At 69.8% G+C, this 24,167-nt stretch carries 24 protein-coding genes; 6 read left to right on the top strand and 18 right to left on the bottom strand.

The annotated features are described in order from the left end of the window. Positions 1-12 precede the first annotated feature (12 nt). From Adu01nite_RS46025 to Adu01nite_RS46010, 4 genes are read right to left on the bottom strand one after another with little or no spacing between them, the layout of a single operon-like run. Entirely contained in the window at positions 13-1,770 is a 1,758-nt protein-coding gene (locus Adu01nite_RS46025) for a glycoside hydrolase family 13 protein (RefSeq protein ID WP_203735742.1), read from the bottom strand. Further along, the gene (locus Adu01nite_RS46020; protein WP_203735741.1) at positions 1,767-2,615 is read right to left on the bottom strand and encodes a sugar ABC transporter permease; all 849 of its coding nucleotides are present in this window, start codon (positions 2,613-2,615) and stop codon (positions 1,767-1,769) included. Before Adu01nite_RS46020 ends, Adu01nite_RS46025 begins: the two co-directional genes overlap by 4 nt. Then, complete coding sequence (locus Adu01nite_RS46015) at positions 2,612-4,213, bottom strand: ABC transporter permease subunit (protein WP_203735740.1); 1,602 nt, start codon at positions 4,211-4,213, stop codon at positions 2,612-2,614. The genes Adu01nite_RS46020 and Adu01nite_RS46015 overlap by 4 nt, the downstream gene beginning before the upstream one ends. Then, positions 4,214-5,464, bottom strand: a complete 1,251-nt coding sequence (locus Adu01nite_RS46010; RefSeq protein ID WP_203735739.1) for a sugar ABC transporter substrate-binding protein — start codon at positions 5,462-5,464, stop codon at positions 4,214-4,216. A gap of 161 nt (positions 5,465-5,625) precedes the next feature. Between Adu01nite_RS46010 and Adu01nite_RS46005 the strand changes: the two genes are divergently transcribed. Beyond that, positions 5,626-6,660: a LacI family DNA-binding transcriptional regulator gene (locus tag Adu01nite_RS46005; RefSeq protein WP_239133209.1), complete on the top strand. Its 1,035-nt coding sequence runs from the start codon at positions 5,626-5,628 to the stop codon at positions 6,658-6,660. 102 nt (positions 6,661-6,762) lie between these two features. Then, complete coding sequence (locus Adu01nite_RS46000; RefSeq protein WP_203735738.1) at positions 6,763-7,137, top strand: DUF2203 domain-containing protein; 375 nt, start codon at positions 6,763-6,765, stop codon at positions 7,135-7,137. Positions 7,138-7,181: 44 nt separating this feature from the next. Here the strand turns inward: Adu01nite_RS46000 and Adu01nite_RS45995 are convergent, their stop codons facing one another. Next, complete coding sequence (locus Adu01nite_RS45995) at positions 7,182-8,141, bottom strand: DUF1152 domain-containing protein (protein WP_203735737.1); 960 nt, start codon at positions 8,139-8,141, stop codon at positions 7,182-7,184. 80 nt (positions 8,142-8,221) lie between these two features. Here Adu01nite_RS45995 and Adu01nite_RS45990 point away from each other — a divergent pair, with 80 nt between their 5' ends. From Adu01nite_RS45990 to Adu01nite_RS45980, 3 genes are all read left to right on the top strand, one after another. Further along, the gene (locus Adu01nite_RS45990) at positions 8,222-8,650 is read left to right on the top strand and encodes an RrF2 family transcriptional regulator (RefSeq protein WP_203735736.1); all 429 of its coding nucleotides are present in this window, start codon (positions 8,222-8,224) and stop codon (positions 8,648-8,650) included. A 14-nt stretch (positions 8,651-8,664) separates the two neighbouring features. After that, the gene (locus Adu01nite_RS45985; protein WP_203735735.1) at positions 8,665-9,834 is read left to right on the top strand and encodes a globin domain-containing protein; all 1,170 of its coding nucleotides are present in this window, start codon (positions 8,665-8,667) and stop codon (positions 9,832-9,834) included. A gap of 138 nt (positions 9,835-9,972) precedes the next feature. Then, a complete protein-coding gene (locus tag Adu01nite_RS45980; protein WP_203735734.1) occupies positions 9,973-11,424 on the top strand; it encodes a family 43 glycosylhydrolase in 1,452 nt (483 codons plus the stop codon). A 341-nt stretch (positions 11,425-11,765) separates the two neighbouring features. Here the strand turns inward: Adu01nite_RS45980 and Adu01nite_RS45975 are convergent, their stop codons facing one another. The 11 genes from Adu01nite_RS45975 to argC all read right to left on the bottom strand — a co-directional run bounded on the left by Adu01nite_RS45975 (position 11,766) and on the right by argC (position 22,532). After that, positions 11,766-12,515, bottom strand: a complete 750-nt coding sequence (locus Adu01nite_RS45975) for a hypothetical protein (protein ID WP_203735733.1) — start codon at positions 12,513-12,515, stop codon at positions 11,766-11,768. A gap of 135 nt (positions 12,516-12,650) precedes the next feature. After that, positions 12,651-13,055 carry a nuclear transport factor 2 family protein gene (locus tag Adu01nite_RS45970; RefSeq protein ID WP_203735732.1) on the bottom strand — a complete coding sequence of 135 codons (405 nt, stop codon included), beginning with the start codon at positions 13,053-13,055 and terminating at the stop codon, positions 12,651-12,653. Between the two features lie 77 nt (positions 13,056-13,132). Beyond that, on the bottom strand, positions 13,133-14,185 hold the full coding sequence (locus Adu01nite_RS45965; protein WP_203735731.1) for a cellulose-binding domain-containing protein: 1,053 nt from the start codon (positions 14,183-14,185) through the stop codon (positions 13,133-13,135). Positions 14,186-14,302: 117 nt separating this feature from the next. After that, entirely contained in the window at positions 14,303-15,733 is a 1,431-nt protein-coding gene (argH, locus tag Adu01nite_RS45960; protein ID WP_203735754.1) for an argininosuccinate lyase, read from the bottom strand. Next, entirely contained in the window at positions 15,730-16,932 is a 1,203-nt protein-coding gene (locus Adu01nite_RS45955; RefSeq protein ID WP_203735730.1) for an argininosuccinate synthase, read from the bottom strand. Before Adu01nite_RS45955 ends, argH begins: the two co-directional genes overlap by 4 nt. After that, a complete protein-coding gene (locus Adu01nite_RS45950; protein WP_203735729.1) occupies positions 16,925-17,428 on the bottom strand; it encodes an arginine repressor in 504 nt (167 codons plus the stop codon). The genes Adu01nite_RS45955 and Adu01nite_RS45950 overlap by 8 nt, the downstream gene beginning before the upstream one ends. Next, the gene (gene argF, locus Adu01nite_RS45945; protein WP_203735728.1) at positions 17,425-18,354 is read right to left on the bottom strand and encodes an ornithine carbamoyltransferase; all 930 of its coding nucleotides are present in this window, start codon (positions 18,352-18,354) and stop codon (positions 17,425-17,427) included. The genes Adu01nite_RS45950 and argF overlap by 4 nt, the downstream gene beginning before the upstream one ends. Continuing rightward, positions 18,351-19,499, bottom strand: coding sequence for an acetylornithine transaminase (locus tag Adu01nite_RS45940; protein WP_203735727.1), 1,149 nt, complete (start codon positions 19,497-19,499; stop codon positions 18,351-18,353). Before Adu01nite_RS45940 ends, argF begins: the two co-directional genes overlap by 4 nt. Beyond that, a complete protein-coding gene (argB, locus tag Adu01nite_RS45935; RefSeq protein ID WP_203735726.1) occupies positions 19,496-20,365 on the bottom strand; it encodes an acetylglutamate kinase in 870 nt (289 codons plus the stop codon). The genes Adu01nite_RS45940 and argB overlap by 4 nt, the downstream gene beginning before the upstream one ends. After that, positions 20,362-21,534: a bifunctional glutamate N-acetyltransferase/amino-acid acetyltransferase ArgJ gene (argJ, locus tag Adu01nite_RS45930; protein ID WP_203735725.1), complete on the bottom strand. Its 1,173-nt coding sequence runs from the start codon at positions 21,532-21,534 to the stop codon at positions 20,362-20,364. Before argJ ends, argB begins: the two co-directional genes overlap by 4 nt. Continuing rightward, a complete protein-coding gene (gene argC / locus Adu01nite_RS45925) occupies positions 21,531-22,532 on the bottom strand; it encodes an N-acetyl-gamma-glutamyl-phosphate reductase (RefSeq protein WP_203735724.1) in 1,002 nt (333 codons plus the stop codon). The genes argJ and argC overlap by 4 nt, the downstream gene beginning before the upstream one ends. A gap of 116 nt (positions 22,533-22,648) precedes the next feature. Between argC and Adu01nite_RS45920 the strand changes: the two genes are divergently transcribed. Next, positions 22,649-23,290 carry a DUF2238 domain-containing protein gene (locus Adu01nite_RS45920; RefSeq protein WP_203735723.1) on the top strand — a complete coding sequence of 214 codons (642 nt, stop codon included), beginning with the start codon at positions 22,649-22,651 and terminating at the stop codon, positions 23,288-23,290. Here the strand turns inward: Adu01nite_RS45920 and Adu01nite_RS45915 are convergent. Together Adu01nite_RS45915 and Adu01nite_RS45910 are read right to left on the bottom strand one after the other, a co-directional pair. Further along, positions 23,270-23,695 (bottom strand): MmpS family transport accessory protein, encoded by a 426-nt coding sequence (locus Adu01nite_RS45915; protein WP_203735722.1) that lies wholly within the window; start codon positions 23,693-23,695, stop codon positions 23,270-23,272. The two genes, Adu01nite_RS45920 and Adu01nite_RS45915, sit on opposite strands and share 21 nt — an antisense overlap. A gap of 26 nt (positions 23,696-23,721) precedes the next feature. Further along, the coding region (locus tag Adu01nite_RS45910; protein ID WP_203735721.1) for an aminotransferase class III-fold pyridoxal phosphate-dependent enzyme at positions 23,722-24,167 on the bottom strand (446 nt) is incomplete at its 5' end.

Genomic DNA, 24,167 nt, shown 5'->3' with positions numbered 1-24,167 from the left:
CACACTGTCCCCTTATTTATGTGTATCTGCGGCCCAGACCTGAAAGGCCGGGCCGGAGACATCGATGGTGGTGGAGCCATCCGGTTCGGTGTACAACGGCTTGGCGCCGCCGTAAAGGTTCTCCCAGCGGGAACCGGCCGGCAGGTCGGTCGTCCGCAGTGGTTCGTGGCCCGCGCGCCGGGCCAGCACGAGCACCGTCTGCTCGGCGCATTCCCGCAGGAAGAGCAGGCTGTCGGCGTCGCCGGCGACCCAGCGCAGGCCGCCCCGGCGCAGCGCCGGATGCGCCTTCCGCAGCGCGATGAGATTTTTGTAGCGGCCGAAGGTGGCACGGTCCCACGTGTCCGGCCGGTCCCACGGCATCGGCTGGCGGGCGGTGTCGTTGTTGTCGCCGGTCATCCCGATCTCGTCGCCCGCGAAGATCATCGGCGTGCCCGGCATGGTCAGCAGCAGGCCGGCCGCGACCTCCTGCCGGTCGGCGCTGCCCACCACGGTGCGGATCCGGGCGGTGTCGTGCGAGCCGAGGATCGACCACGAGGTGGTCCACGACCGCCAGGACATCTGCGCGCCGAACGCCGACATGGTGGCGACGGTGGCCGCCGCGTCCCGGGCCGGCACCTCCCCCGGCACCCCGAGGAAGTCGTCGAACGGCAGCTCGTCGGCGCGCAGCCAGCCCCAGACCGGCCGGGTGAAGCCGGAGTAGTTCATCGTGCCGTGCCAGCCGTTGCGGTCCAGGTCGCCGGTGGCGTCGTGGGCGTGCTCGGCGATCAGCAGCCCGTCACCGGCGGCCTCGCGCAGCAGCCGCGCCACCTCGTAGGTCCAGTCGTCGGCGCCGCGGCGGCCGGTCATGTTGGCCACGTCGATCCGCCAGCCGTCGAGGTCGGCGGAGAACCGCTGGATGATCTCGACGAAGCGCCGGCGCAGCTCGCCCGACCCCCAGTTCAGCTTCGGCAGCTCACCGAGGCCCAGCCACGACTCGAAGCTGCCGTCCTTCTTGATGTAGTAGAAGTCCCGGTTCTGTTCGAACCACGGGTGGGCGAGCCCGGTGTGGTTGGTGGTCAGGTCGCCGAGGATCCGCATGCCCCGCTCGTGCACCGACTGGCTCAGCCGGCTCAGCGCCGCGTCGCCGCCGAGCAGCGGGTCGACCCGGTCGAAACTGGACGCGTCGTAGCGGTGCGCGGACCGGCCCGGGAAGAACGGCGTGAGGTAGAGCGTGTCCGCCCCGAGGCCGGCGATGTGGTCGAGCCGGCGCGCGACGCCATCCAGGTCGCCGCCGTAGAGGACCTGGGTGGATCCGAGCGCGGCCGGGGTGTCCCAGGAGGCCGGGATCGCCCAGTCCGGCCGCTCCCGGTCGATCGCCGCGCCGGACCGGGCGAACCGGTCCGGGAAGATCTGATAGACCACCGCGTCGCGCGCCCAGGCCGGCGGGGCCAGGTGGGTGACCAGCCGGAAGTCGGTGTTGTCCGGCACGTCGTAGTGGGTGAGGCCGAGCCCGGTCAGCCAGCGCACCCCCTGGCTCGTCCGGATCAGGAAGCGGTACCGGGTGACCGGGTTGCGCACCGGCATCTCGGCCCGCCACCAGACATCGCCGGTGGCATCGGTGCGGTCCACGACGGCCGAGGTGAAGACCGGCTCACCGTCGCTGAGCCACCGCAGGTGGATCCGGCTCGTCCGGAGCCCGGCCGGCACCCGGACGAAGACGCTGACCGTCTCGCCGAGCGCCGGAGCCGGGTTCGAGACGTACAGCTCGGAGCCGTCGTGGTGCGGAATCATCCCTTGACCGCCCCGGCCGTCAGCCCCTCGACGATGTAGCGCTGGAGCGCCTGGAAGACCGCGACGGTCGGGATCGCGGTGAGCAGTGTGCCGGCGCAGAAGATGCCGAAGTTGGTGTTGCGCTGCTCAGCCGCGACCAGGCCCCACAGCCCGACCGAGAGGGTCTTGGAGCCGGAGTCGGTGAGGAAGATGTTGGCGAACACGAACTCGTTGATCGTGGTGATGAACGCCAGCAGGCCGGTCACCGCGAGCACCGGCGCGACCAGCGGCAGCAGGATCCGGAAGAAGATCGCCGCGTGCGAGGCACCGTCCATCGTGGCCGATTCGTCCAGCTCGCGCGGGACGGTGTCGAAGAAGCCCTTCATCAGCCAGGTGCCCACGCCCAGCGACCCGCCCAGGTAGAGCAGGATGATGCCCCAGGACGTGTTGAAGCCGATCGCCGGCCAGTAGTCGGTGATCGTCGCGAACATCAGGAAGATCGCCACGACCGCGAGGAACTGCGGGAACATCTGGATCAGCAGCACGGAGAGCAGACCCACCCGCCGGCCGCGGAAACGGCGGCGACTGAAGGCGTACGCGGCCAGGGCGCTCACGAACACCGAGACCGCCGACGCGACGCCCGCGATGATCACCGAGTTGAGGAACCACTTACCGAAGTCGGTCTCGGTGAGCAGCTTGTCGAAGTTGCCGAGCGAGAAGCCGGTCGGCACGAGCTGGCTGGAGGACAGCGTGCCGAGCGGGTTGAACGCGGCCGACAGCACGAACAGGATCGGCCCGAGCGAGAACGCCACGGCCAGCAGCCCGACGGCGTGCCGCCAGCCCACTCGCTTCATCCACCTCGTCATGCGTACACCTCTTCCTGCTGGCGGGTCCGGCGGAAGGCGATCGCCGAGACGGTGCCGACGATCAGGAAAATGAAGATCGAGATGGCCGCCGCGTAGCCGTACTGCGCGCCGGAGCCGCCGAAGGCGAGCCGGTACGTGTAGGTGATCAGCAGGTCGGTGGCGCCGTTCATCGGGTTGTCGGCCGGGAACGGGCCGCCGTCGGTGGTCAGGTAGATCGCGTTGAAGTTGTTGAAGTTGAACGCGAACGACGAGATCAGCAGCGGGGTCAGCGCGACCATGAGCAGCGGCAGCACGATCCGGCGGAAGCTCTGCCAGGCGCCGGCGCCGTCGATCCGGGAGGCCTCGCTCAGCTCGGCCGGGATGGCCTGCAGCGCGCCGGTGGTCACCAGGAACATGTACGGATAGCCCAGCCACAACTGGACCAGCAGCACCGCGATCCGGGCCGAGGTGGTCTCGCCGAGCCAGTCGACGTGCACCCCGAGCAGGTTGTTGATCAGCCCGAAGTCGGTGTTGAACATGTCCCGCCAGACCAGCAGCATGGCGAAGGCCGGCATCGCGTACGGCAGCACCAGGATCAGCCGGTAGAGGTTGCGCCCGCGCACCCGCTTGGAGTGCAGCGACACCGCGACCAGCATGCCGAGCACGAACGTGCCGCCGGTGGAGCCGAGCGCGAACGCGAAGTTCCAGATCAGGGTGGCCAGGAACGGCCCGGAGATGGACCGGTCGGTGATCACCCGGGTGAAGTTGCTGAACCCGACGCCGACCTTCCAGCCCTGGGTCAGCCGGTCACCGTCGGCGGCGATGAACGCGCCGGCCTTCTCGTCGGCGGTCCAGGTCTTGCCGGTGGTGGTGTCCTTGATGCAGTCGCACGTCTGGTCGTAGGCCCGGCCGGCCTTGCCCTCGTAGGCCCGGGAGAGGCCGGACGAGCGGATCGCGCCGCCGTCGACCGGCACCGCGAGCGCGGTGATCTCCTTACTGCGCAGGCTGGCCTGCCCGGCGTTGAGCACCGTGTAGCCCTTGGCCGCGGTCACCTTGCCGGAGCTCGAAACGGTGGCGTCGTCGAGCTTCGTCAGGCCGTCGGCGTCGCCAACCGAGACCTGCTTGGTGGCCGGGTCGGTGATCAGGAAGAACAGCGGTCCGGTGGCCGGGTCGCCGGTGGTGGCCACGCTCAGCGCGTACTGCGTGGAACCCGGCACCTGGGTGACCGACGCGCTCTGGATGGCCACGACGGCTTCGTCCTTGCTGCCGCGGTGCCCGTCGCCGTAGTTGGTGAACGCGGTGCTGGCCGTGTAGATGACCGGGAAGATCTGGAAGATGATCAGCAGGAGGGTGCCCGGCGCGAGGTATTTCGCCGGGATGTGCCGCGGGGTGAGGTACAGCCAGAGCAGCACGGCCGTGGTCACCACCACGAGCGCGAGCCCGATCCACGCCTCGTTCGCGACCAGCGGGAAGGCGGCCCAGACGGCGATCGCGACGACCAGTCCCAACAGGACGATCTTGACGATGCGGCCGGCCATGCCGAGCTCCCGCGAAGGCGGATGGGTCTCTTCGTGGGCGGGGAGGGCCCGCAGTGCGGGCCCTCCAAGCTGCGTCGACATTTACTTGATCGAGCCCGAGATGGTCTTGCCGGCGGCCTCGATGGTCTTGGCCGGGTCGGCCCCACCGATGATGGCGGCCTCGGCCTTGCCGAACGGGTCCCAGATGGCGGCCATCTCCGGGATCGCCGGCAGCGGGATCGCGTTCTTACCGGCGTCCTGCCACTTGGCCAGGTCCGGGTCGCTGCCCTTGACCTGGTCGAAGGCGGCGGTCAGGGCCGGCGGCCGGGGCTCGGCGTTGTAGAGCGCGACGGCCAGGTCCGGGGTGGTCACGTAGTTGGTGACGAACTCCTGGGCCAGGGCCTTGTTCTTGCCCTTGGAGGCGACGTAGAAGGTCTGCACCCCGAGGAACGGCGTGGCCTCCTTGCCACCGGCGAAGCCGGGGACTCCGGTGATGTCGTACTTGATGCCGGCCTTCTTGACGTCGGTGATCGCCCACGGGCCGGAGATCAGGAACGCGCTCTTCTTTCCGGTGAACGTGGCGATCGAGTTGTCCGAGGTGATCGACCGCTTGAGCGCGCCCGAGCCCTTCTCGCCGAGGGTCGCGATCTTCTTGAACGCGGCCACCGAGGCGGCGTTGCCGACGCCCAGGTCCTTGGCGTTGTAGTCGCCGTTCGCGCTGGTGCCGAAGAGGTAGCCGCCGGCCGACGCGTACAGCGGGTACAGGTGGTAGGCGTCGCCGTTCTGGCCCACCTGCAGGGCGAGGATCTCGGACGCCTTCTTGTCCTTCTTCAGGGCGGTGCCGGTGCTGACCAGGTCCTCGATCGTCTTCGGGGCCTCGGGGGCGAGCTCCGTGTTGCGGATCAGGGCCAGGTTCTCGGTGGCGTACGGAACCCCGTAGGTCTGCCCGTTGAAGGTGACGGCCTTCAGGGCGTTCTCGGCGATGCCGGACTTCTGCTCGGTGGAGAGCTGGACCGGGTCGATGGCGCCGTTCTGCACCAGGTTGCCGATCCAGTCGTGCGCGCCGACCATCACGTCGGGGCCGCTGCCCTGCTGGGACGCGGTGACGAAGGTGGTCTGCTGGTCCTTCGAGATGGCCTGGATCTTGACGGTCACGCCGTTCTCGGTGCCGAACTTGTCGGCGAACGGCTTGAGCGCGGCGGCCCGCTTGTCGTCGGCCCAGATCACGAGTTCGCCGGTGGCGGCCTTGGCGGACGGGCTGTCGGTGGTGGCGCTGTCGTCCTTGCTGCCACAACCAGCGGCCAGCAGGGGAATGGTCAGAACGGCGACCACACCCGCGGCACGGATGCGCATATGGATCTCCTGTCGGGTTTGGTTTCGAAAGAACTTGCAACCGCCGACACGAATTGATCACCATGTGTCGGCCGTGTTGCCGGGACGTTAGCAAGCACTTGCAGAGAATGGAAGGGCTTGCAGTCACGAGGCCGCTACGAGCCATTGCTACGGTGTCCGCCATGCGTGCACGGATGGCCGATATCGCCAAACAGGCCCAGGTCAGCGAGGCGACGGTCTCGCGGGTCATCAATGACCGTCCAGGTGTCTCCCATGAAACCCGGATGGCGGTGCTGACCGCCCTTGACGTCCTCGGCTACGAACGGCCGGAACGCTTACGCAAGCGTTCGGCCGGTCTGGTCGGCCTGGTCGTCCCCGAGCTGGACAACCCGATCTTCCCGGCGTTTGCCCAGGTCATCGAGTCGACACTGGCCCAGCAGGGGTACACGCCGGTGCTCTGCACCCAGTCGCCGGGCGGGGTCACCGAGGACGAGTACGTGGAGATGCTGCTCGACCGTCAGGTCAGCGGGATCGTCTTCGTCTCCAGCCTGTCCGCGGACACCGCCGCCGACCCGTCCCGCTACCGCCGCCTGCTCGACCGTCCGCTTCCGATCGTGCTGGTCAACGGCTATGCGGAGACGATCGAGGCGCCTTTCGTGTCGTGCGACGACCGGCTGGCCGGCGACCTCGCGGTCAGCCACCTGGTCGCCCTCGGGCACCGCCGGATCGGCATGATCTCCGGACCGAACCGGTTCATCAACACCCAGCGCAAACTGGCCGGTTACCGCACCGCGATGAAGCGCGAGCTGGACATCGACGAGCCGGACGTATCGCTCACGCTGTTCGGTGTGGAGGGTGGCGAGGTGGCCGCGGATCGCCTGCTCGCGCAGGGTGTCACCGGCCTGATCTGCGGTTCCGACCTGATGGCGCTGGGGGCGATCCGGGCCGCCCGGCGGCGTGGCCTGCACGTGCCGAAGGACGTCTCGGTGATCGGTTTCGACGACTCGCCGCTGATCGCGTTCACCGACCCGCCGCTGACCACGCTGCGGCAGCCGGTGGCGTCGATGGCGGTGGCCGCCTGCCGCTCGCTGGTCGACGAGATCAACGGCCACGGCGCCCCGCACTCGGAGTACCTGTTCCGCCCGGAGCTCGTGGTGCGCGAATCGACCGCGATCGCACCGAGTCGCCGCGAGTTGATCGCGCAAGTTCTTTCATAGATTGCACGAACGCCCACCCATTTTATCGGCCACGAGCCCACTGAACCGGTTCTCCTGTTACCAACCTGTTACCGCGGGCGGGACGGTGCCAGAATGATCGTCATGGGTCTGTTCACGGTGGCAGAGGCTCGGCAGGAGTTGGTCCGGTTGATGCCGGTCCTCGACGAGATCGTGGTGCGGCGGGCCGACATGGTGGAGTTGTCGGCGGCCCTCACCCCCGGCGGTCAACCCTCCCCGCTCGGCGGGTTGGCGGAACGCAAGGCGACCGAGGCCCGGCTCGACGAGCTGATGACCGAGGTGCAGCAGACCGGCGCCGAGCTCAAGGGCGTGGCTCCCCTGCTGGTCGACTTCCCGGCCGACCTGGACGGCGTACCCGTATTGCTCTGCTGGCTGGAGGGCGAGACCGGCCTGGACTGGTACCACCGCGCCGACCTCGGCTTCGCCGGCCGCCGAAGGCTGCCGTTCGACGCCCTCTAGTTTCCGTGCGGGAAGGCCCGCTCTCAGTGCGGGAAGGCCCGCTCTCAGTGCGGGAAGGCCCGCGGGATCCGCGTGGTGATCTCGTTGCGGAACGCCTCGATGCGGCTGATCACCTGCCGTCGGCCGACGGTGTTCTCGATCCGGTCGAGATAGAGGCACCGGGCGGCGAGCTTGTCCAGGTCGACGGTGAAGTAGATGGCCATCAGCGGGTTGACGAACAGCGTGCTGCCGCTGGTGCGCCGGGTGAACTGGACATTCCCGAACGCGCCGCTGATGGCCGCCGCGATCTGCCCGTTGACGATGCTCGGCCGGTCCGGCGTGGCCGCCTGGGCGTGCGCGACGGCATCGCGGTAGAGCACCGCCTCCCGACTGTCGCCCGGGATGCTCAGCGCGCCGAGATAGCCACCTTCCCGGTCGAGTGCGGCCAGATTTTCCAGCACCTGCACGTGGTTGACGCCGTCGGCCGCGTCGATGCCGAACCCGAGGCTGGTCACCAGTTTGATCGGCACGTCGAGGGCGGTCACCGCGCCGACACTGGTGAGGTCCTCGACCGGCGTGCCGATCCCGTTCTCGTCGCCGCGCAGCAGGATGTCGGTGCCGCCGTCGACAAGCACGATCGCGTCGAGGTCGTGCCGCTCGATCAGGAAGCGGTAGGCCGCCCGCAGGGTCTGCACGCCGAGCGGAGGAAACGCGTACACCCTCGAGGGCAGGTCTTTCTCGGCCAGCCAGCGGGCCAGCGTGCCCTCCGGGAAATACCAGTCCGGGTTGCTCGACTCGGGCGTCACCGCGACCACGTGCTCGGTCAGCCAGGACTCCCGGCCGACCAACTCGAGCTCGGAGAACGACGTGTTGGCCAGGTGCACCTCCACCCCGAGCTCCCACAGCGCCAGCGCGAGCGGCAGCCCGGCATAAACGTCGAAGCCACCACCGGCCCCGGCGATCAGCACCCGGCGGGCCGGCGCAAGCGCGGCGAACAACGGCGGCGTGGCCAACGAGAACGTCACCGATCCATGATCACAGATCTTCGAGTGGCTGGTGACACAAAGAGGTATATGGGAGTCCTCTTTGGCGTACGGTTTCGGTCGTGCGCCTCAACCGGTCCACCGACATCAGCCTCCGCATCCTCATGCTCGGCGCGGTGCAACGCGGCCTCCTCACGGTCGACCACCTCGCCGAGTCCCTGAACGTGCCCCGGCACCACCTCGCCAAGGTGGTGCAGCGGCTGCAGCACCTGGGTCTGCTGGAGACCGTCCGGGGCCGGCACGGCGGCGTACGCCTCACCCCCGCCGCCACCACCGCCTCGATCGGCGGCATCGTGCGTGAGCTGGAGGGCGGCACCGAAGTCGTCGACTGCGAGGGCGAGGCCGTCTGCCCGCTGGCCGGCGGCTGCCGGCTGCGCGGGGCCCTCGCCGCCGCGCAGGAAGCCTTCTACACCGCCCTCGACCCGATCACGGTCGGCGACCTCACCTCGCCGCCGGCCCGCCAGGTGCTGCTCACCCTGGCCCGCCCCTAATCGCAGGAGGAACCATGCTGTCCGCATCCAGCAAAGCCGTCGTCGAAGCCACCCTCCCGGTCGTCGGCGCGAACCTCGCCGCGATCACCGGCACCTTCTACGACACCATGCTGGGCGAGAACCCGGAGCTGCTGAATCTCTTCAGCCGCAGCGCGCAGGCCACCGGTCAGCAGCGGCAGGCCCTGGCCGGCGCGGTCGCCGCCTTCGCCGGCCACCTCGTCGGCGCGCCGGTCCCGTTCCCGATCGAGCAGGTCGTCGAGCGGATCGCGCAGCGGCACTGCGCCCTCGGCATCACCCCCGAGCAGTACACGATGGTCGGCCGCTACCTGCTCGGCGCGGTCGGCACGGTGCTCGGCGACGCGGTCACCCCGGCCGTCGCCGCCGCCTGGGACGAGGTCTACTGGCTGTTCGCGGTGCGGCTGATCGGGCGTGAGGCCCGGCTCTACGCCGCCGCCGGGGTCGACGCCGACCGGCCATGGCGTAGCCATGTGGTGGCCTCGAAGGTGGCCGAGGCCGACGACACCGTGTCGCTGCTGCTCACCCCGGCCGACGGCGGCGCCGCGGCGCCGTTCCACCCCGGGCAGTACGTCACCGTCGCCGCCGATCTTCCCGGCGGCATCCGGCAGCTGCGGCAGTACTCGCTGTCGCAGGCACCGGCCGGCGGCGCCCTGCGGATCACGGTCCGCCGCCTCCCCGGCGGCGCCGTCTCCGGCTTCCTGCACGACGTGGTCCGGGAGGGCGACGAGCTCCAGCTTTCCCAGCCGTACGGCGATCTGGCGCTCCCGGCCGGCGGCGACCGTCCCCTGCTGCTGGTCAGCGCGGGCGTGGGCATCACCCCGATGGCGTCCATTCTCGACCATGTCGCCCGAACCCGGCCGGGCCGCGAGGTGACCGTGGTGCACGCCGACCGCTCGGCCGCCCGGCACCCACTGCGCGCCGACATCACCGCGGCCGGCGCCCGGCTGCGGACCTTCACCCAGCAGGTCTGGTACGAGGAGGAGGTCGGCCTGATCGACCCGGCGGTGATCCCGCTGCACCCGGACGCCGAGGTGTACCTGTGCGGCCCGATCCCGTTCATGGGTGCGGTGCGGGCCGGCCTGCATCGGCGCGGCATCCCGGAGGAGCGGATCCGCTACGAGGTCTTCGGATCCGAGCAGTGGATCGCGACGCCCGCGATGGCCTGAGAGGTACCGAAAACTTTTCGGATCGAAACAGCTCTATCACTGCTTCGGCGTGCGCTGTTATCGTCCTGAAAAGGTTTTCGCCGGTGACTCCCCAACCCGGCATCCGCCAGCTTCCTGTCCTGAAGCGAGGGGATCCCCATGCTCCGCATCCGGAAAAGACGTGGCGCCGCCGTCCTCGTCGGCGCCCTGCTCGTCAGCCTGCTGGTCCCGGCCCGCGCCGAGGCCGCGTCCACCTTCTCCAGCACCATCGCCAGCACGGCGAACAGCAACTGCGTGACGGTCCCCGGCGGCGCCACCACCGCCGGGCTCCAGCTCACCCAGGCCACCTGCAGCCAGTCGTTCACCCTCACGCCGATCTCGGCGACCTCCGACATCTACACGATCACCACCCCGGCCAACACCAACTGCATTGATGTGTACGGGGTGAGCACCGCCGACAACGCACAGATCATCCAGTGGCCCTGCAACGCGCAGGACAACCAGCGATTCCAGCTCCGCCCGGTCGCCACCGGCACGTTCCAGCTGGCCGCCGTCCACTCCGGAAAGTGCATCGCCACCGGCACCTCCGGAAACGGGCTCGTGCAGCTGCCGTGCACCACGGCCACCGATCGGGTCTGGCGGCTGGCCGGTTACCCCACCGGCGGCGGCACCACCAAGACCTTCACCAACCCGCTGAAGGTGCAGGGCCCGGACCCGTGGCTCACCTACTACAGCGGCTTCTACTACCTGGCCACCACGACCTGGAACAACAAGGTCACCATGCGCAAGTCGGCGACCCTGGGCGGGCTGGCCACCGCCGCCGACACGACGGTCTTCACGCTGACCCGGGCGAACGGCGCGGGCACCATGTGGGCGCCGGAGTTCTTCCTGATCAACGGCCACTGGTACCTGTATTACGTGGCCGGTCAGGAGCCGTACAACCTGGGCACCCAGCGCATCCACGTGCTCGAGTCGTCCGGCACCGACCCGATGGGCCCGTACGCGTTCAAGGCCGACCTGCTCGACCCGACCGCCGACAACACCTGGGAGCTCGACCCGAGCATCCTGCAGCTCAACGGCAAGATCTACCTGCTCGGCACGTACTACAACGGCGCCCAGCCCAACTTCATCCGTGAGCTCGCCAACCCGTGGACCGCGGCCGGCACCCGGCACCTGCTCTCCACCCCCACCTACAACTGGGAGACGGTCGGCGGCGCGGTCAACGAGGGCGCCGAGGTGCTGCAGCACGGCGGCAAGACGTTCATCGTCTTCTCCGCGTCGCACTGCTCGACGCCCGACTACAAGCTGGGCATCCTCACCTGGAACGGCGGCGACCCACTCAACTCGTCGTCGTGGGTGAAGTCGGCCACCCCGGTCTTCCAGCGCAACAACGCGGCCGGCGTGTACGGCCCCGGCCACAACGGCTTCTTCAAGTCGCCGGACGGCACCGAGGACTGGATCGTCTACCACGCCACCACGAACTCGGCGGGCAACTGTGACCTCAACCGTTCGACGAGGGCCCAGAAGTTCACCTGGAACGCGGATGGCACCCCCAACTTCGGCACCCCGGTCGGCCTCGGCGTCACGCTGACCGCACCGGCCGGCGAATAGCCCCTAGATTGTCGGTTGACATGCACCGCCACCGATCGAGCCTGGGCACGCTGCTCCACCACGTTCACGTGGCGGGGCCGCTGTCCCGCGCCGCCCTGGCCGAGCGGATGGGGGTCAATCGCAGCACCACCCTGGCGCTGACCACGGAGTTGGCCGGCGCCGGGCTGGTGCGCGAGGAACACCCGGCCGGCGCCGAGAGCAGCGGAGAGCCGGCCAGGGAGCAAGTGCCACCGACCTCGCGAAAGTTGGGGCCTCACTCTCGCACCCAGAGGCCGAGATCCAGGAAATCGGGCCCTCGCCCACCCGAGACCCAACATCAAGGAAATCGCGCGGGACCCCGCCTACCAGCCGGCCGGCGGGCGGACCGCGCCGGACGGGGACCCTCTTTGCCGGGGACGCCGGTGGACACCGGCGTGCTTCTCCAGCAACGGCTTGACCGTCCGCACGTACGCGATCCGGAACGGGCTTTTGTCGAAACTCTCGCGGAAGGCGGTCAACTCCTTGAACCGGACGGCATTCCGCAACATCTCGGCGGCGGGCATGGACGCCGCCAGCTCGGTCGGCAGGCGGGGCGGAGCCGTCGCGGCCGAGGTTGCGAGCTTCTTCAGCTGGGCCTCCAGGAAGTAGTCGTCGAGCTGCTGCTGGCGCGCCACCGCGAGATATCGGTCCTCGCACTCGAGGACGAGCGTCGTGAGGTAGCGCCGCATGACGTTGAGGCCGTTCCGAAGCTCTTCGTCCTCGTGCAGGGCCGGAGCCGCGGTGATCCGCCGCAGGACCGCCCGGACTTCCCGGCAGGTCTCGATGAACCGCTGATAGGACGCCGCGGAAATGTCCGCCTGCAAGGTCCGGCCCGCCATCTCGATGGTGTTGCCGGCCGCGATCACCTCGTGCATCAGGCCGGTCCACGCCTCGCGCCGTGCCCGCACCAGGTCGGTCCAGCGCAGCAGGGTGGCGATCGCGCCGGCCCCGACCAGCACCGTCGTGAGCTGGAGCAGCCACTTTCCGACCTCGAAGGCGATCCCCTCGCCGTGACTGCCGTTGAGCACGGCGATGCCGCCGATCGCGGAGGCGATCGCCAGTACCAGAAGCATGATCAGCAGGACCGGGCCGGCCTCCACAGTGGGCACACGACCGGGAACACGCAGGCGGAAACCCATCCCGCCATGCTCCGGCCTGCCGCCACCCGGCACAACCGGCGTCGAGGCCGCACTGGTGTCCGGTCTCGGTCAGGCCCGGATGATCTCCTGGCCCGGCATCGGCTCGGCGAGGGCGGCCCGCCACGCCGGGGACGGGAACGGGTCGGCGAAATACTGCGTCTCGTGGGACACCTGCTCGCCGGCGAACTCCATGATGCTCACCGAGTGGGTGGGCACGCCGTCGTAGGTGATGATGCACTCGCTGACCCACATGTCCCGGCTGCCGGTGATCCGCAGGACGGTGAAGTGCCGGTCGGCCGGGTGCCCGCCGCGCTGCGCGACGATCGTCGCGCGGCCGCGGAAACGCTCCCCCGACTGCGGGTGGTCGAGGATCGCGTCCTCGGCGTAGATGGCGTGCTCGGCGTCGGTCTCGCCCGCCTCGGACGCCCGCCAATGTGCCTCGATCGCGGCCCTGGTTCGAGAATCGCTCTCCATCGCGCGCCCCTTCCCCCGGCCTCAGCGTAGGCCCTCGATCGGGAAGGGGCGGCTTTCGAAGAGCCGCCCCTTCGCATTCAGGACAGGAAGCTGCCGTACGGGCCGGCCAGGATCGCGTTCTTCTGCGCCTGGCTGAAGTGGGTGTCCGGGTAGCTGTAGAACGACGCGGACATCGGGGTGCCGTCGGTCGACGTGGAGTCGGGCAGCCCGAACCCGTGGCCGAGTTCGTGCACCATGCCGCCGTACCAGCGGTTCATCGCCCCGTTGAGGCCGGCCGCGCCGTCCGCGTCGTGGCCGCTGAGCACCACCCAGCCGGGGCTGGCGCCACCGCCGGACTGGTTGGTCTCCTCGGCGCTGATCTCGCCCACGCACAGCCAGCGACTGTCCTGGCTGCTGATCCCGAACCGGCGCATCAGCTCCTGCTGCATGTTCTGGACCACGCACCAGTAGTGGTCGCTGCCGCTGCAGTTGGTGGTGATGTACCAGTTCCGGTCGTGCTCACCGTTTACCACCTCGACGACCGTGCCGTTGAGCGTGAACGTCTTGCCGATCTCCTGCTTGTAGTAGCGCTGAGCCTCCCGCATGACGGCGGCGATGCCGTCCGGGTAGCGCTGGTCGAAGGCGACGTCGGTGGGTTTGAGCCAGAAGACCCGAACCGTCTTGACGGCCGCCGAGCCGGTCGGCGCCGGGGTGACGGGCGTGGGGGTCGGAACAGCCGACCCGGTGCAGGCGACCCCGTTCAGGGTGAATGCGGACGGGAGAGGGTTGCTGCCGGTCCACGATCCGTTGAAGCCGAACGAGGTGCTCCCGCCGGTGCCGAGCGCACCGTTGTAGGAGGCGTTGACGGCGGTCACCGCGGCCCCGCTCTGGGTGACCGTGGCGTTCCACGCCTGGGTGATGGTCTGGCCGGCGCCGAACGACCAGCGCAGCGTCCACCCGGTGAGCGGATCCCCGAGGTTGGTGACGGCAACGGTGGCCCCGAAGCCGCCCTGCCATTGCGATGCGACCGTGTAGGACACCTGGCAGCCGGCCGCCGCGGCACTGGCTCCGGTCGCCGTGACCGCGACCGCGGCGCCGAGCGAGATGACCGCGGCAACCGCCGCCAGGCTGCGATTTCGTCGAGTGTTCATCGTTTCCTCCGGTGGCAGACGATCGATGTACGTCTATCACCGTGCCTCCCGAAAACGTTTTCGTAAAGAGGCAAGAAGAGAGGCGGCGTCACGCGCCGCCCCTCCTCGAACAAACGTCTACCGGGGAACGACCTTCTCGACCGCCCACTGCCGCCAGCTGTCCAGTTTGTGCTGGACGCCGGCCAGCTGCTCGGCGACCGGGCCGGGGCCGGTCGAACCGGGCGTGGTGCGGCTGGCCAGCGCCGACTCGACCGACAGCACCGCGCGGACCGACGGGTCCAGGTGGCCGCTGACCGTCTTCAGGTCGTCGTCGGTCAGGTCCTCCAGCTCGCAGCCGCGCACCGAGCACAACGCCACCAGCTGCCCGGTGATCTCGTGCGCCTCGCGGAACGGCACGTTGCGCCGGACCAGCCAGTCGGCGACCTCGGTGGCCAGCGAGAAGCCGACCGGGGCGGCCGCGGCGAGCCGGTCCACCCGTACGGTCATGGTGGAGATCATGCCCGCGAGAGCGGGCAGCAGGAGTCCCAGCGTCTCGATCGCGTCGAAGGCCGGCTCCTTGTCCTCCTGCATGTCCCGGTCGTAGGTGAGCGGCAGTCCCTTGAGCATGGTCAGCACCGTGACCAGGCCGCCGACCAGGCGGCCACTCTTGCCCCGGGCCAGCTCGGCGATGTCCGCGTTCTTCTTCTGCGGCATGATCGACGAACCGGTGGCGAACGCGTCGTCCAGCTCCACCCAGCCGAACTCGGTGGAGGTCCAGAGGACCACCTCCTCGCCCAGGCGGGACAGGTGCACGCCGATCAGCGCCGTCACGAACAGGAACTCGGCCACGAAGTCCCGGTCGGCGACCGCGTCCATCGAGTTCGGGGCCGGCGCGGTGAAGCCCAGCTCCTTGGCGACCGCGGCCGGGTCGAGCGGCAGCGACGAACCGGCGAGCGCGCCCGAGCCGAGCGGCGAGATCGCCGCGCGGGCGTCCCAGTCGCGCAGCCGGTCGAGGTCGCGCAGCAGAGGTTGCACGTGGGCGAGCAGCCAGTGGCCGAAGGTGACCGGCTGGGCGTGCTGCAGGTGGGTCATGCCCGGCGCCGCCGTGTTGACGTTCAGCGCCGCCTGCTCGGTGAGCGCGTCGGCCAGCTCGACCAGCGACACGGCCAGGCCGCGGGCGTGGTCGCGCAGGTAGAGCCGCAGGTCGGTGGCGACCTGGTCGTTCCGCGACCGGCCGGCGCGCAGCTTGCCACCCAGCGTGCCGAGGCGTTCGAGCAGGCCGCGTTCGAGGGCGGTGTGCACGTCCTCGTCGTCGATGGTGGGCCGGAACTCGCCGGACGCGCAGGCCGCCTCGAGGTCGTCGAGGGCGGCCAGCATCTGGCCCAGCTCGTCCGGGTCGAGCAACCCGGCCGCGGCGAGCACCCGGGCGTGCGCCCGGGACCCGGCGATGTCGTAGGGGGCGAGCCGCCAGTCGAACTGAACGCTCACCGACAGCCGGGCCAGGGCGTCGGCGGGGCCGCCGGAGAACCGGCCGCCCCACAAACTAGTTTTCTCGGTCACGACGCTCAGTCTGCCAGCCGCCGGTCCCGGCCCGCCGCCATGCGCGACGGGAGGCCCCAGAGCTGCACGAAGCCCTTGGCCAGGGTCTGGTCGAAGGTGTCGCCGGTGTCGTAGGTGGCCATCCCGAAGTCGTACAGGCTGGCGTCCGAACGCCGGCCGGTGACGGTCGCGCGGCCGCCGTGCAGGGTCAGCCGCACCTCACCGGTGACGTGCTTCTGCGCGTCGTTGATGAACGCGTCGAGCGCGTTCTTCAGCGGGGAGAACCAGAGGCCGTCGTAGACGAGCTCGCCCCAGCGCTGGTCGACCGAGCGCTTGAAGCGGGCCAGGTCACGCTCGACGGTCACGTTCTCGAGCTCCTGGTGGGCGGTGATCAGGGCGATCGCGCCGGGAGCTTCGTACACCTCGCGGCTCTTGATGCCGACCAGCCGGTCCTCGACCATGTCGAGACGCCCGACACCCTGCGCACCGGCCCGCCGGTTCAGCTCGCTGATCGCCTGGAACGGGGTGACCGTCTCGCCGTCGATGGCGACCGGATTGCCCTGGTCGAACGTGATGACGACCTCGTCCGCGTCCCGTTCGAGAGCCGGATTCGCCGTGTACGAGTAGATGTCCTCGATCGGCCCGTTCCAGATGTCCTCGAGGAAGCCGGTCTCGACGGCGCGGCCCCACAGGTTCTGGTCGATCGAGTACGGCGACTTGTGCGTGACGTCGATCGGCAGCCCCTTCTCCTCGGCCAGCGCGATCGCCTTGTCCCGGGTCCACGCGAAGTCCCGGGCCGGCGCGATCACCTTGAGCGACGGGTCGAGCGCCCCGATGCCGACCTCGAACCGGACCTGGTCGTTGCCCTTGCCGGTGCAGCCGTGCGAGACGATCGTGCCGCCGTACTGCTTGGCCGCCTCGACCAGGTGCCGCACGATCAGCGGCCGGGACAGCGCCGACACCAGCGGGTACCGGTCCATGTAGAGCGCGTTGGCGCGCAGCGCCGGCAGGCAGAAGTCGGCCGCGAACTCCTCGCGGGCATCCACCACTACGCTCTCCGCGGCACCGCAGTCGATGGCACGCTGCCGGATCACCTCCATGTCCTCGCCGCCCTGGCCGACGTCGAGCGCCACGGCGATGACCTCCCCGCCGGTCTGCTCGGCGAGGTAGGGGATGGCGACGGAGGTGTCGAGGCCTCCGGAGAACGCGAGAACTACCCGCTCAGTCACGGGGTGCTCCTTCCAGATTGTCAGGGTTGTGTGCGGCCCATTCGGCGAGCTTCTCGGCAAGTGCCTTGCCGCCGGTGACGTCGCGGGCCACGACGAGAATCGTGTCGTCGCCGGCGATGGTGCCGACGACATCGGTGAGTCCGGAGCGGTCCAGCGCGCTGGCCAGGAACTGGGCCGCTCCGGGCGGGGTGCGCAGGACCGCGATGTTGCCGCTGGCGTCCACTCCGGTGAGCAACTCCCGCAGCAGCCGCAGGAGACGGGCCGGGGCGTTCTCGGCATCGCGCAGCGGCCGCTTGCCGTCCTCCGGGATGAGGTAGGCGCCGCTGACCTTCACGGCGCCCAGCTCCTCCAGGTCACGGGAGAGGGTGGCCTGGGTGACCTGCACACCGTCGGCCGCCAGGAGTTCGGCGAGCTCGGTCTGCGACCGGATCGCCTTCTCCCTGATCAGCTCGACGATCCGGGCATGCCGCCCGGCGCGGGTCACCGGCCCGGTCACTGGGAATTCACCGCCAGGAGCCACGCCAGCAGCGCCTTCTGCGCGTGCAGCCGGTTCTCGGCCTGGTCGAACACCGCGCTCTGCGGACCGTCCATCACCTCGTCGGTGATCTCCTCCCCGCGGTGCGCGGGCAGGCAGTGCAGGACGATCGCCTCCGGCGCGGCGGCGGCCAGGAGCTTCTCATTGATCTGGTACGGCCGGAACGGCGTCAACCGGTCCTTGCCGTCGCCCTCCTGGCCCATCGAGGTCCAGGTGTCGGTGGCGAGCACGTCCACCCCGTCGGCGGCCTCGAACGGGTCGCGCATCACCTCGACCGAGCCGCCGGTCCACGCCGCGATCTCGGCGGCGCGGGACACCACCGCCGGGGAAGGATCAAAACCGGACGGGCCGGCTACGCGTACGTGCATGCCCGCGGTCGCCCCGGCGAGAAGATACGAGTGCGCCATGTTGTTGGCCGCATCCCCGACGTACGCAAGCTTGCGGTTTGCTGTTGATCCGAAGCGTTCCCGGATCGTCTGCAGGTCGGCCAGCAGCTGGCAGGGGTGGAAGCCGTCGGTGAGCGCGTTGACCACCGGCACGTTGACGCCGGAGGCCAGCTCGGTGAGCCGTTCGTCGCCGGTGGTGCGGAAGACCATCGCGGCGACGTAGCGGGAGACGACCCGCCCGGCGTCGGCGAGCGACTCGCCCCGGCCGAAGTGGGTGGCCTGGGTGTCCACGATGATCGGCTGACCGCCCAGCTCGGCGATGCCGGCCTCGAAGGACAGCCGGGTGCGCAGGCTGACCTTGTCGAAGAAGACCGCCACCGAGCGCGGGCCTTCGAGCGGCCGATAGGCGAACCGCGAAGCCTTCATCTCGGCCGCAAGCTCCAGGACGGCCGCCTGATCCTGCGGGCTGAGGTCGTCGTCACGTAGGAAATGCCTGGTCACTTGATGGCTCCGAAAGCGGCGATGAGGGCGTCGGCCTGCTCGGTGCTGATGATCAGCGGCGGGGCGAGCCGGATGACGTCGGGTTGGGGGGCGTTGACCAGGAAGCCGGCGTCCTGCAGGGCGGCCGCGATCCGCTTCGACTCGGGTCCCTTGAGGACGATGCCGAGCAGCAGTCCGGCGCCGCGCACGTGGTCGACCAGCGGGTGATCCTCCAGACCGCGGCGCAGCTGCTCCCCCACCCGCTTGACGTGGTCGAGCAGGCCGGTGCCGGCGATCGTGCGGACCACGGCGAGGCCGGCCGCGCAGGCGACCGGGTTGCCGCCGAACGTGGTGCCGTGCGAGCCCGGGGTGAACAGGTCGGCCGCCTTGCCGAAGGCGATGCAGGCGCCCAGCGGCAGGCCGCCGCCGAGGCCCTTGGCCAGGGTGATGACGTCCGGCTCGACGCCTTCGGCCTGGTGGTGGAACCAGTGGCCGGTGCGGCCGACGCCGGTCTGCACCTCGTCCAGCACGAGCAGCGCGCCGTTGCGGGTACAGATCTCGCGGGCGCCGGCCAGGTAACCGGGCGGCGGGACGACGACGCCGTTCTCGCCCTGGATCGGCTCCAGGATGACCATGGCGGTCTCGGTGGTGACCGCGTTGTCCAGCGTCTCCAGCGAGCCGAACGCCACGTGCGTCACCTCGCCGGGCAGCGGGCGGAACGGGTCGGCCTTTCCCGGCTGGCCGGTCAGCGCGAGCGCGCCCATCGTCCGGCCGTGGAACGCGCCCTCGGTCGCCACGACGTGGGTGCGGCCGGTCAGCCGGGACAGCTTGAACGCGGCCTCGTTCGCCTCGGCGCCCGAGTTGCCGAAGATGACCTTGCCGGGGCGGCCGGCCAGGGCCAGCAGCAGCTCGGCCAGAGCGATGCACGGCTCGGCGATGTACAGGTTGGACACGTGCCCGAGCTGGGAGATCTGCTGGGTGACCGCCTCGACCACGGCCGGGTGGGCGTGGCCGAGCGCGTTGACCGCGATGCCGCCGAGGAAGTCGACGTACTGCTTGCCGTTGTCGTCGGTCACCACCGCGCCTTCGCCGCGGACCAGGGCGATCTGCGGCGTCCCGTAGTTGTTCATCATCGACTGCGACCAACGGTCGACCAGCGCGGTCATGAGGGCACCACCATCGTTCCGATCCCTTCCGAGGTGAAGACTTCGAGCAGCGTGGAGTGCGGGACGCGGCCGTCGACGACGTGCGCGGCGGGCACTCCGCCGCGGACGGCGCGCAGGCACGCCTCCATCTTCGGCACCATCCCCGATTCGAGGCTGGGCAGCAGTTTCTCGAGGGCGTCGGCGTCGATCCGGGTGGTCAGCGACGACGTGTCCGGCCAGTTGGTGTAGAGGCCGGGGACGTCGGTGAGCACGACCAGCTTGCGGGCACCGAGCGCCTCGGCGAGGGCCGCGGCGGCGGTGTCGGCGTTGACGTTGTGCACGACACCATCGGCATCGGGGGCGACGCTGGCGATGACCGGGATGCGGCCGGCTGCGATCAGGTCGTCGACAGCACTGGTGTCCACCCGGGAAACGTCGCCGACCTGGCCGATGTCGACCTCTTCGCCGTCGATCAGCGCGCCGCGCCTGGTCGCGGTGAACAGCTTGGCGTCCTCACCGGACAGCCCGACCGCGAACGGGCCGTGCTTGTTGATCAGCCCGACCAGCTCTCGCCCGACCTGTCCGGTCAAAACCATCCGAACAACGTCCATCGCTTCCGGTGTGGTCACTCGCAGCCCACCGCGGAACTCGCTGGCGATGCCCATTTTGTCAAGCATGCGGCTGATTTGCGGCCCTCCACCGTGGACAACGACGGGCTTAATCCCGACATATCGCATAAAGACGATGTCTTCGGCGAAGGCCTGCTGCAACTGCGGGTTGATCATGGCGTTGCCGCCGTACTTGATCACCACCGTGGTGCCGTGAAAACGCTCCAGCCAGGGCAGCGCCTCGATCAGCACGCCGGCCTTCTCCAACGGTGAGCTCACGACGAGTACGCCGAGTTCTCGTGCACGTAGGCGTGCGACAGATCGGTCGTCCAGATCGTCGCGGCCATCGCCCCTTCCCGCAGGTTGATCGTGATCGTGACGTCCCGCCCGGACAGGTCGGCCTTCGACCGGTCCTCGGCCGCCGCCCCGCCCTTGCAGATCCACACGCCGTTGATCGCGACGTCGACCCGGTCGGGTTCGAACCGGGCCTGGGTGGTGCCGACCGCCGCCAGGATGCGCCCCCAGTTGGGGTCGTTGCCGAACAGCGCGGTCTTGACCAGGTTGTTCCGGGCGACCACCCGCCCCACCTCGACCGCGTCGGCCTCGGTATCGGCGCCCTCGACCACGATCGCGATGTGCTTGGTGGCCCCCTCGGCGTCGGCGATCAGCTGCTGGGCCAGGTCGTGGCAGACGGCGGTGACGGCCGCGGTCAGCTCCTCCGGCGACGGCTGCCGGTCGGAGGCGCCGCTGGCCATCAGCAGCACGGTGTCGTTCGTCGACATGCAGCCGTCCGCGTCGATCCGGTCGAAGGTGAGCCGGGTCGCCTCGCGCAACGCCGCGTCCAGCACCTCGTTGTCGGCCGACGCGTCGGTGGTGATCACCACGAGCATGGTGGCCAGGGCCGGCGCGAGCATGCCGGCGCCCTTGGCGATGCCGCCGACCGACCAGCCCTCCTTCTGCACGACCGCGTTCTTCGCCACCGAGTCGGTCGTCATGATCGCCTCGGCGGCCTGCTTGCCGCCGTCGGTGTGCAGCGCCCGGGCCGCGGCGGTGACGCCCGGCAGCAGCTTGTCCATCGGCAGCAGCTCGCCGATCAGGCCGGTCGAGCAGACCGCCACGTCGCCGGGACCGATCATCTGCGGCTTGGCGCCGCTGCGCAGCACGGTCGCGGTGTGCTCGGCGGTGGCGTGCGTGTCGCGGAAGCCCTGGGTGCCAGTGCACGCGTTGGCGCCGCCGGAGTTGAGCACGACGGCGCGCACGACGCCGCCCTTGAGGACCTGCTGGCTCCACAGAACCGGGGCGGCCTTGACGCGGTTGCCGGTGAAGACGGCGGCCGCGGTGTAGTCGGGCCCGTCGTTGACGACCAGCGCGACGTCCGGGTTACCGGTGGTCTTCAGGCCGGCGGCGACACCGCTGGCCCGGAAGCCCTTGGGATGGGTGACAGTCATGGGGCAACTCCGAACACGGACAGGCCCATCGTCTCGGGCAGGCCGAACATGAGGTTGGCGCACTGCACGGCTTGACCGGAGGCGCCCTTGCCGAGATTGTCGAGCGCGCTGACCACGATGATCCGGCCCGAGTCGACGTCGACCGTCGCCTGCAGGTGGCACGAGTTGGAGCCGGAGGTGGCGGCGGTGTGCGGCCACTGCCCGGCCGGCAGCACGTGGAGGAACGGCTCCTCGGCGTACGCATCAAGAAGCACTTGGCGCGGGTCACCGTCGCCGGCGAAACGCGCAGTGACGGTCGCGAGGATGCCGCGAGGCATCGGAGCGAGGACCGGGGTCATCGAGAGTGCGGTGGCGCCGGTGGCCTGCTTGATCTCCGGCACGTGCTGGTGGGCCCCCACCTTGTACGGCGAGAGATCGCCCATCACCTCGCTGGCCAGCAGGTTCACCTTCGCACTGCGGCCCGCGCCGGACGTGCCGGAGCTGGCCACCACGACCACGTCGGCCGGGTCGGCGAGCCCGCTCGCGATCAGCGGAGCCAGCGCGAGGGTGATGGTGGCCGCATAACAACCCGTGTTCGCCACCCGGGTCGACCCCTTGATCAGCTCCCGCTGACCGGGCAATTCGGGCAGCCCGTAGGTCCAGGTGCCGGCGTGCTCCCCGCCGTAGTACTTCCCCCACAGCGCGCCGTCCTTGAGCCGGAAGTCGGCCCCCAGATCGACGATCTTCACCTCGGGCGGCAGCTGCGCCGCGACGGCCGCCGACTGCCCATGCGGAAGAGCAAGAAAGACCAGGTCAGCGTCGCTGAGCCCGGCCGCATCGGTCACCCCGAGCGTCAGGTCGAGGCCGGCCAACTGCGGGTGTACGGCGGTGACGTGCGTCCCGGCCTGCGAGTGCGCCGTGGCCGCCACGAGATCGAACTCGGGATGCCCCGCGAGCAGACGCAGGAGCTCGCCTCCCGCATACCCACTGGCTCCCGCAACCGCGACCCGGATTCCCATACCAACCTCCGCATGACTATGCAGAGAACCGTATCAAGTTAAGTCCTCGATCGCCAACTACCTTTTGGGTACGCGTACCCATGACTGATCCTTCTCCACCGACAAGGCTGAGACCCGTGAATACGCCACGCCGCCGCGAACCCGCCGTCCTGCTCGGGATCGGCCTGATCGCCCTGGTCACCTCCGCGATCGGCGCCAAATCGCTGGGCACCTGGTTCCTGGAGGTGCTGGCCGCGGTGATCGCGGCCCCGATCCTGGTGCTCACCTACCGCCGGTTCCCGCTGACCCCGCTCGCCTACCGCCTGATCCTGGCCCAGTCACTGATCCTGATGATCGGCGGCCACTGGACCTACGCCGAGGTCCCCGCGGGCGACTGGGTGCGCGACGCGCTGGGTCTGGCCCGAAACCCGTACGACCGCTTGGGCCACCTGGCCCAGGGCTTCGTCCCCGCGATCATCGCCCGCGAGATCCTGCTCCGCCGCACCCCACTACGCCCGGGTGGCTGGCTGAACGCCCTGACCCTGTGCGTGGTGATGGCGGTGAGCGCCACATGGGAGCTGTTCGAGTGGATCTCCGCCCTGATCGGCGGCTCGGCGGCCGACGACTTCCTGGGCGCCCAGGGCGACATCTGGGACACCCAGTGGGACATGGCGATGGCCGGCGTGGGCGCCATCGTCAGCCTGCTACTGCTGACCCGCCTGCACGACCGCCAGCTGGCCCGCCTCCAGCCGGCGGCGTCAGCCGACGCCGGCGAGTAGCGGGGAGCAGTCGGCGACCGCCCCTGGTCCGTGGGCGGTCTTCTCCCGCATCGTCACGCCGCCGACCGAGACCCGGCAGGTGATCGTCGCGTCGGCCTTGGTGCTGCTGGTCCGGGCGATCAGCATGATGGTCAGCATCACGTCCGACGACTGCGAGTCGACCGTCTTCTTCCACGGTGTCGCCGCCTTGACCTTGACCGCCGGCGACCCGTAGGTGATCTCCGCCTTGCCGTCGCCGGTCACCTCGAGATCGACCGGGATCGGCGCGTTCTCCAGTCGGAAGCTCGCCGCCGGAATCACCATCGCGGAGGCGCCGGCCGCCGGGGCTTTCGGCGCGGAGTTCGGCGCGGACGAGCAGCCGGCGGTGAGCAGGACGGCCACCAGGGCCACATGAGATCGACGCACGGCGAGCATCCTCGCTCATGACCGGCTCAGCCGTTGTCCCCCGCCGTCGTCTCGGCGATGGCCCGGTCCAGGATCTCCAGGCCGAGGTCCAGCTCGGCGTGGGTCGAGGTCAGCGCGGGCGCGATCCGGAACACCCCGCCCATGCCCGGCAACTGCACCACGTTCATGTGCAGCCCCAGCTCCCGGCATCGCCTGGTCACCGCCGCGCCCACCTCGTCGGCCGGCTGCTTGGTCGCCCGGTCCAGCACCAGCTCCAGGCCGACGAGCAGCCCGCGCCCGCGCACATCCCCGATCACCGCGTGGCGTTCCGCCAAACCCCGAAGACCCTTGCTGAGGTACGCCCCGAGCTCCGCGGCCCGCCGATCGAGTCCCTCGGACTGCAGGACGTCGAGCACGGTGTTCCCGACCGCGGCCACCAGCGGGTCGGACACGTGCGTGGTGAAGAACAGGAAGCCCCGCTCGTGCGCGGTCT

This window comes from Paractinoplanes durhamensis (assembly GCF_016862175.1).
GTDB classification, from domain to species: domain Bacteria; phylum Actinomycetota; class Actinomycetes; order Mycobacteriales; family Micromonosporaceae; genus Actinoplanes; species Actinoplanes durhamensis.
This window is presented reverse-complemented; position numbering and strand designations above follow the sequence as displayed.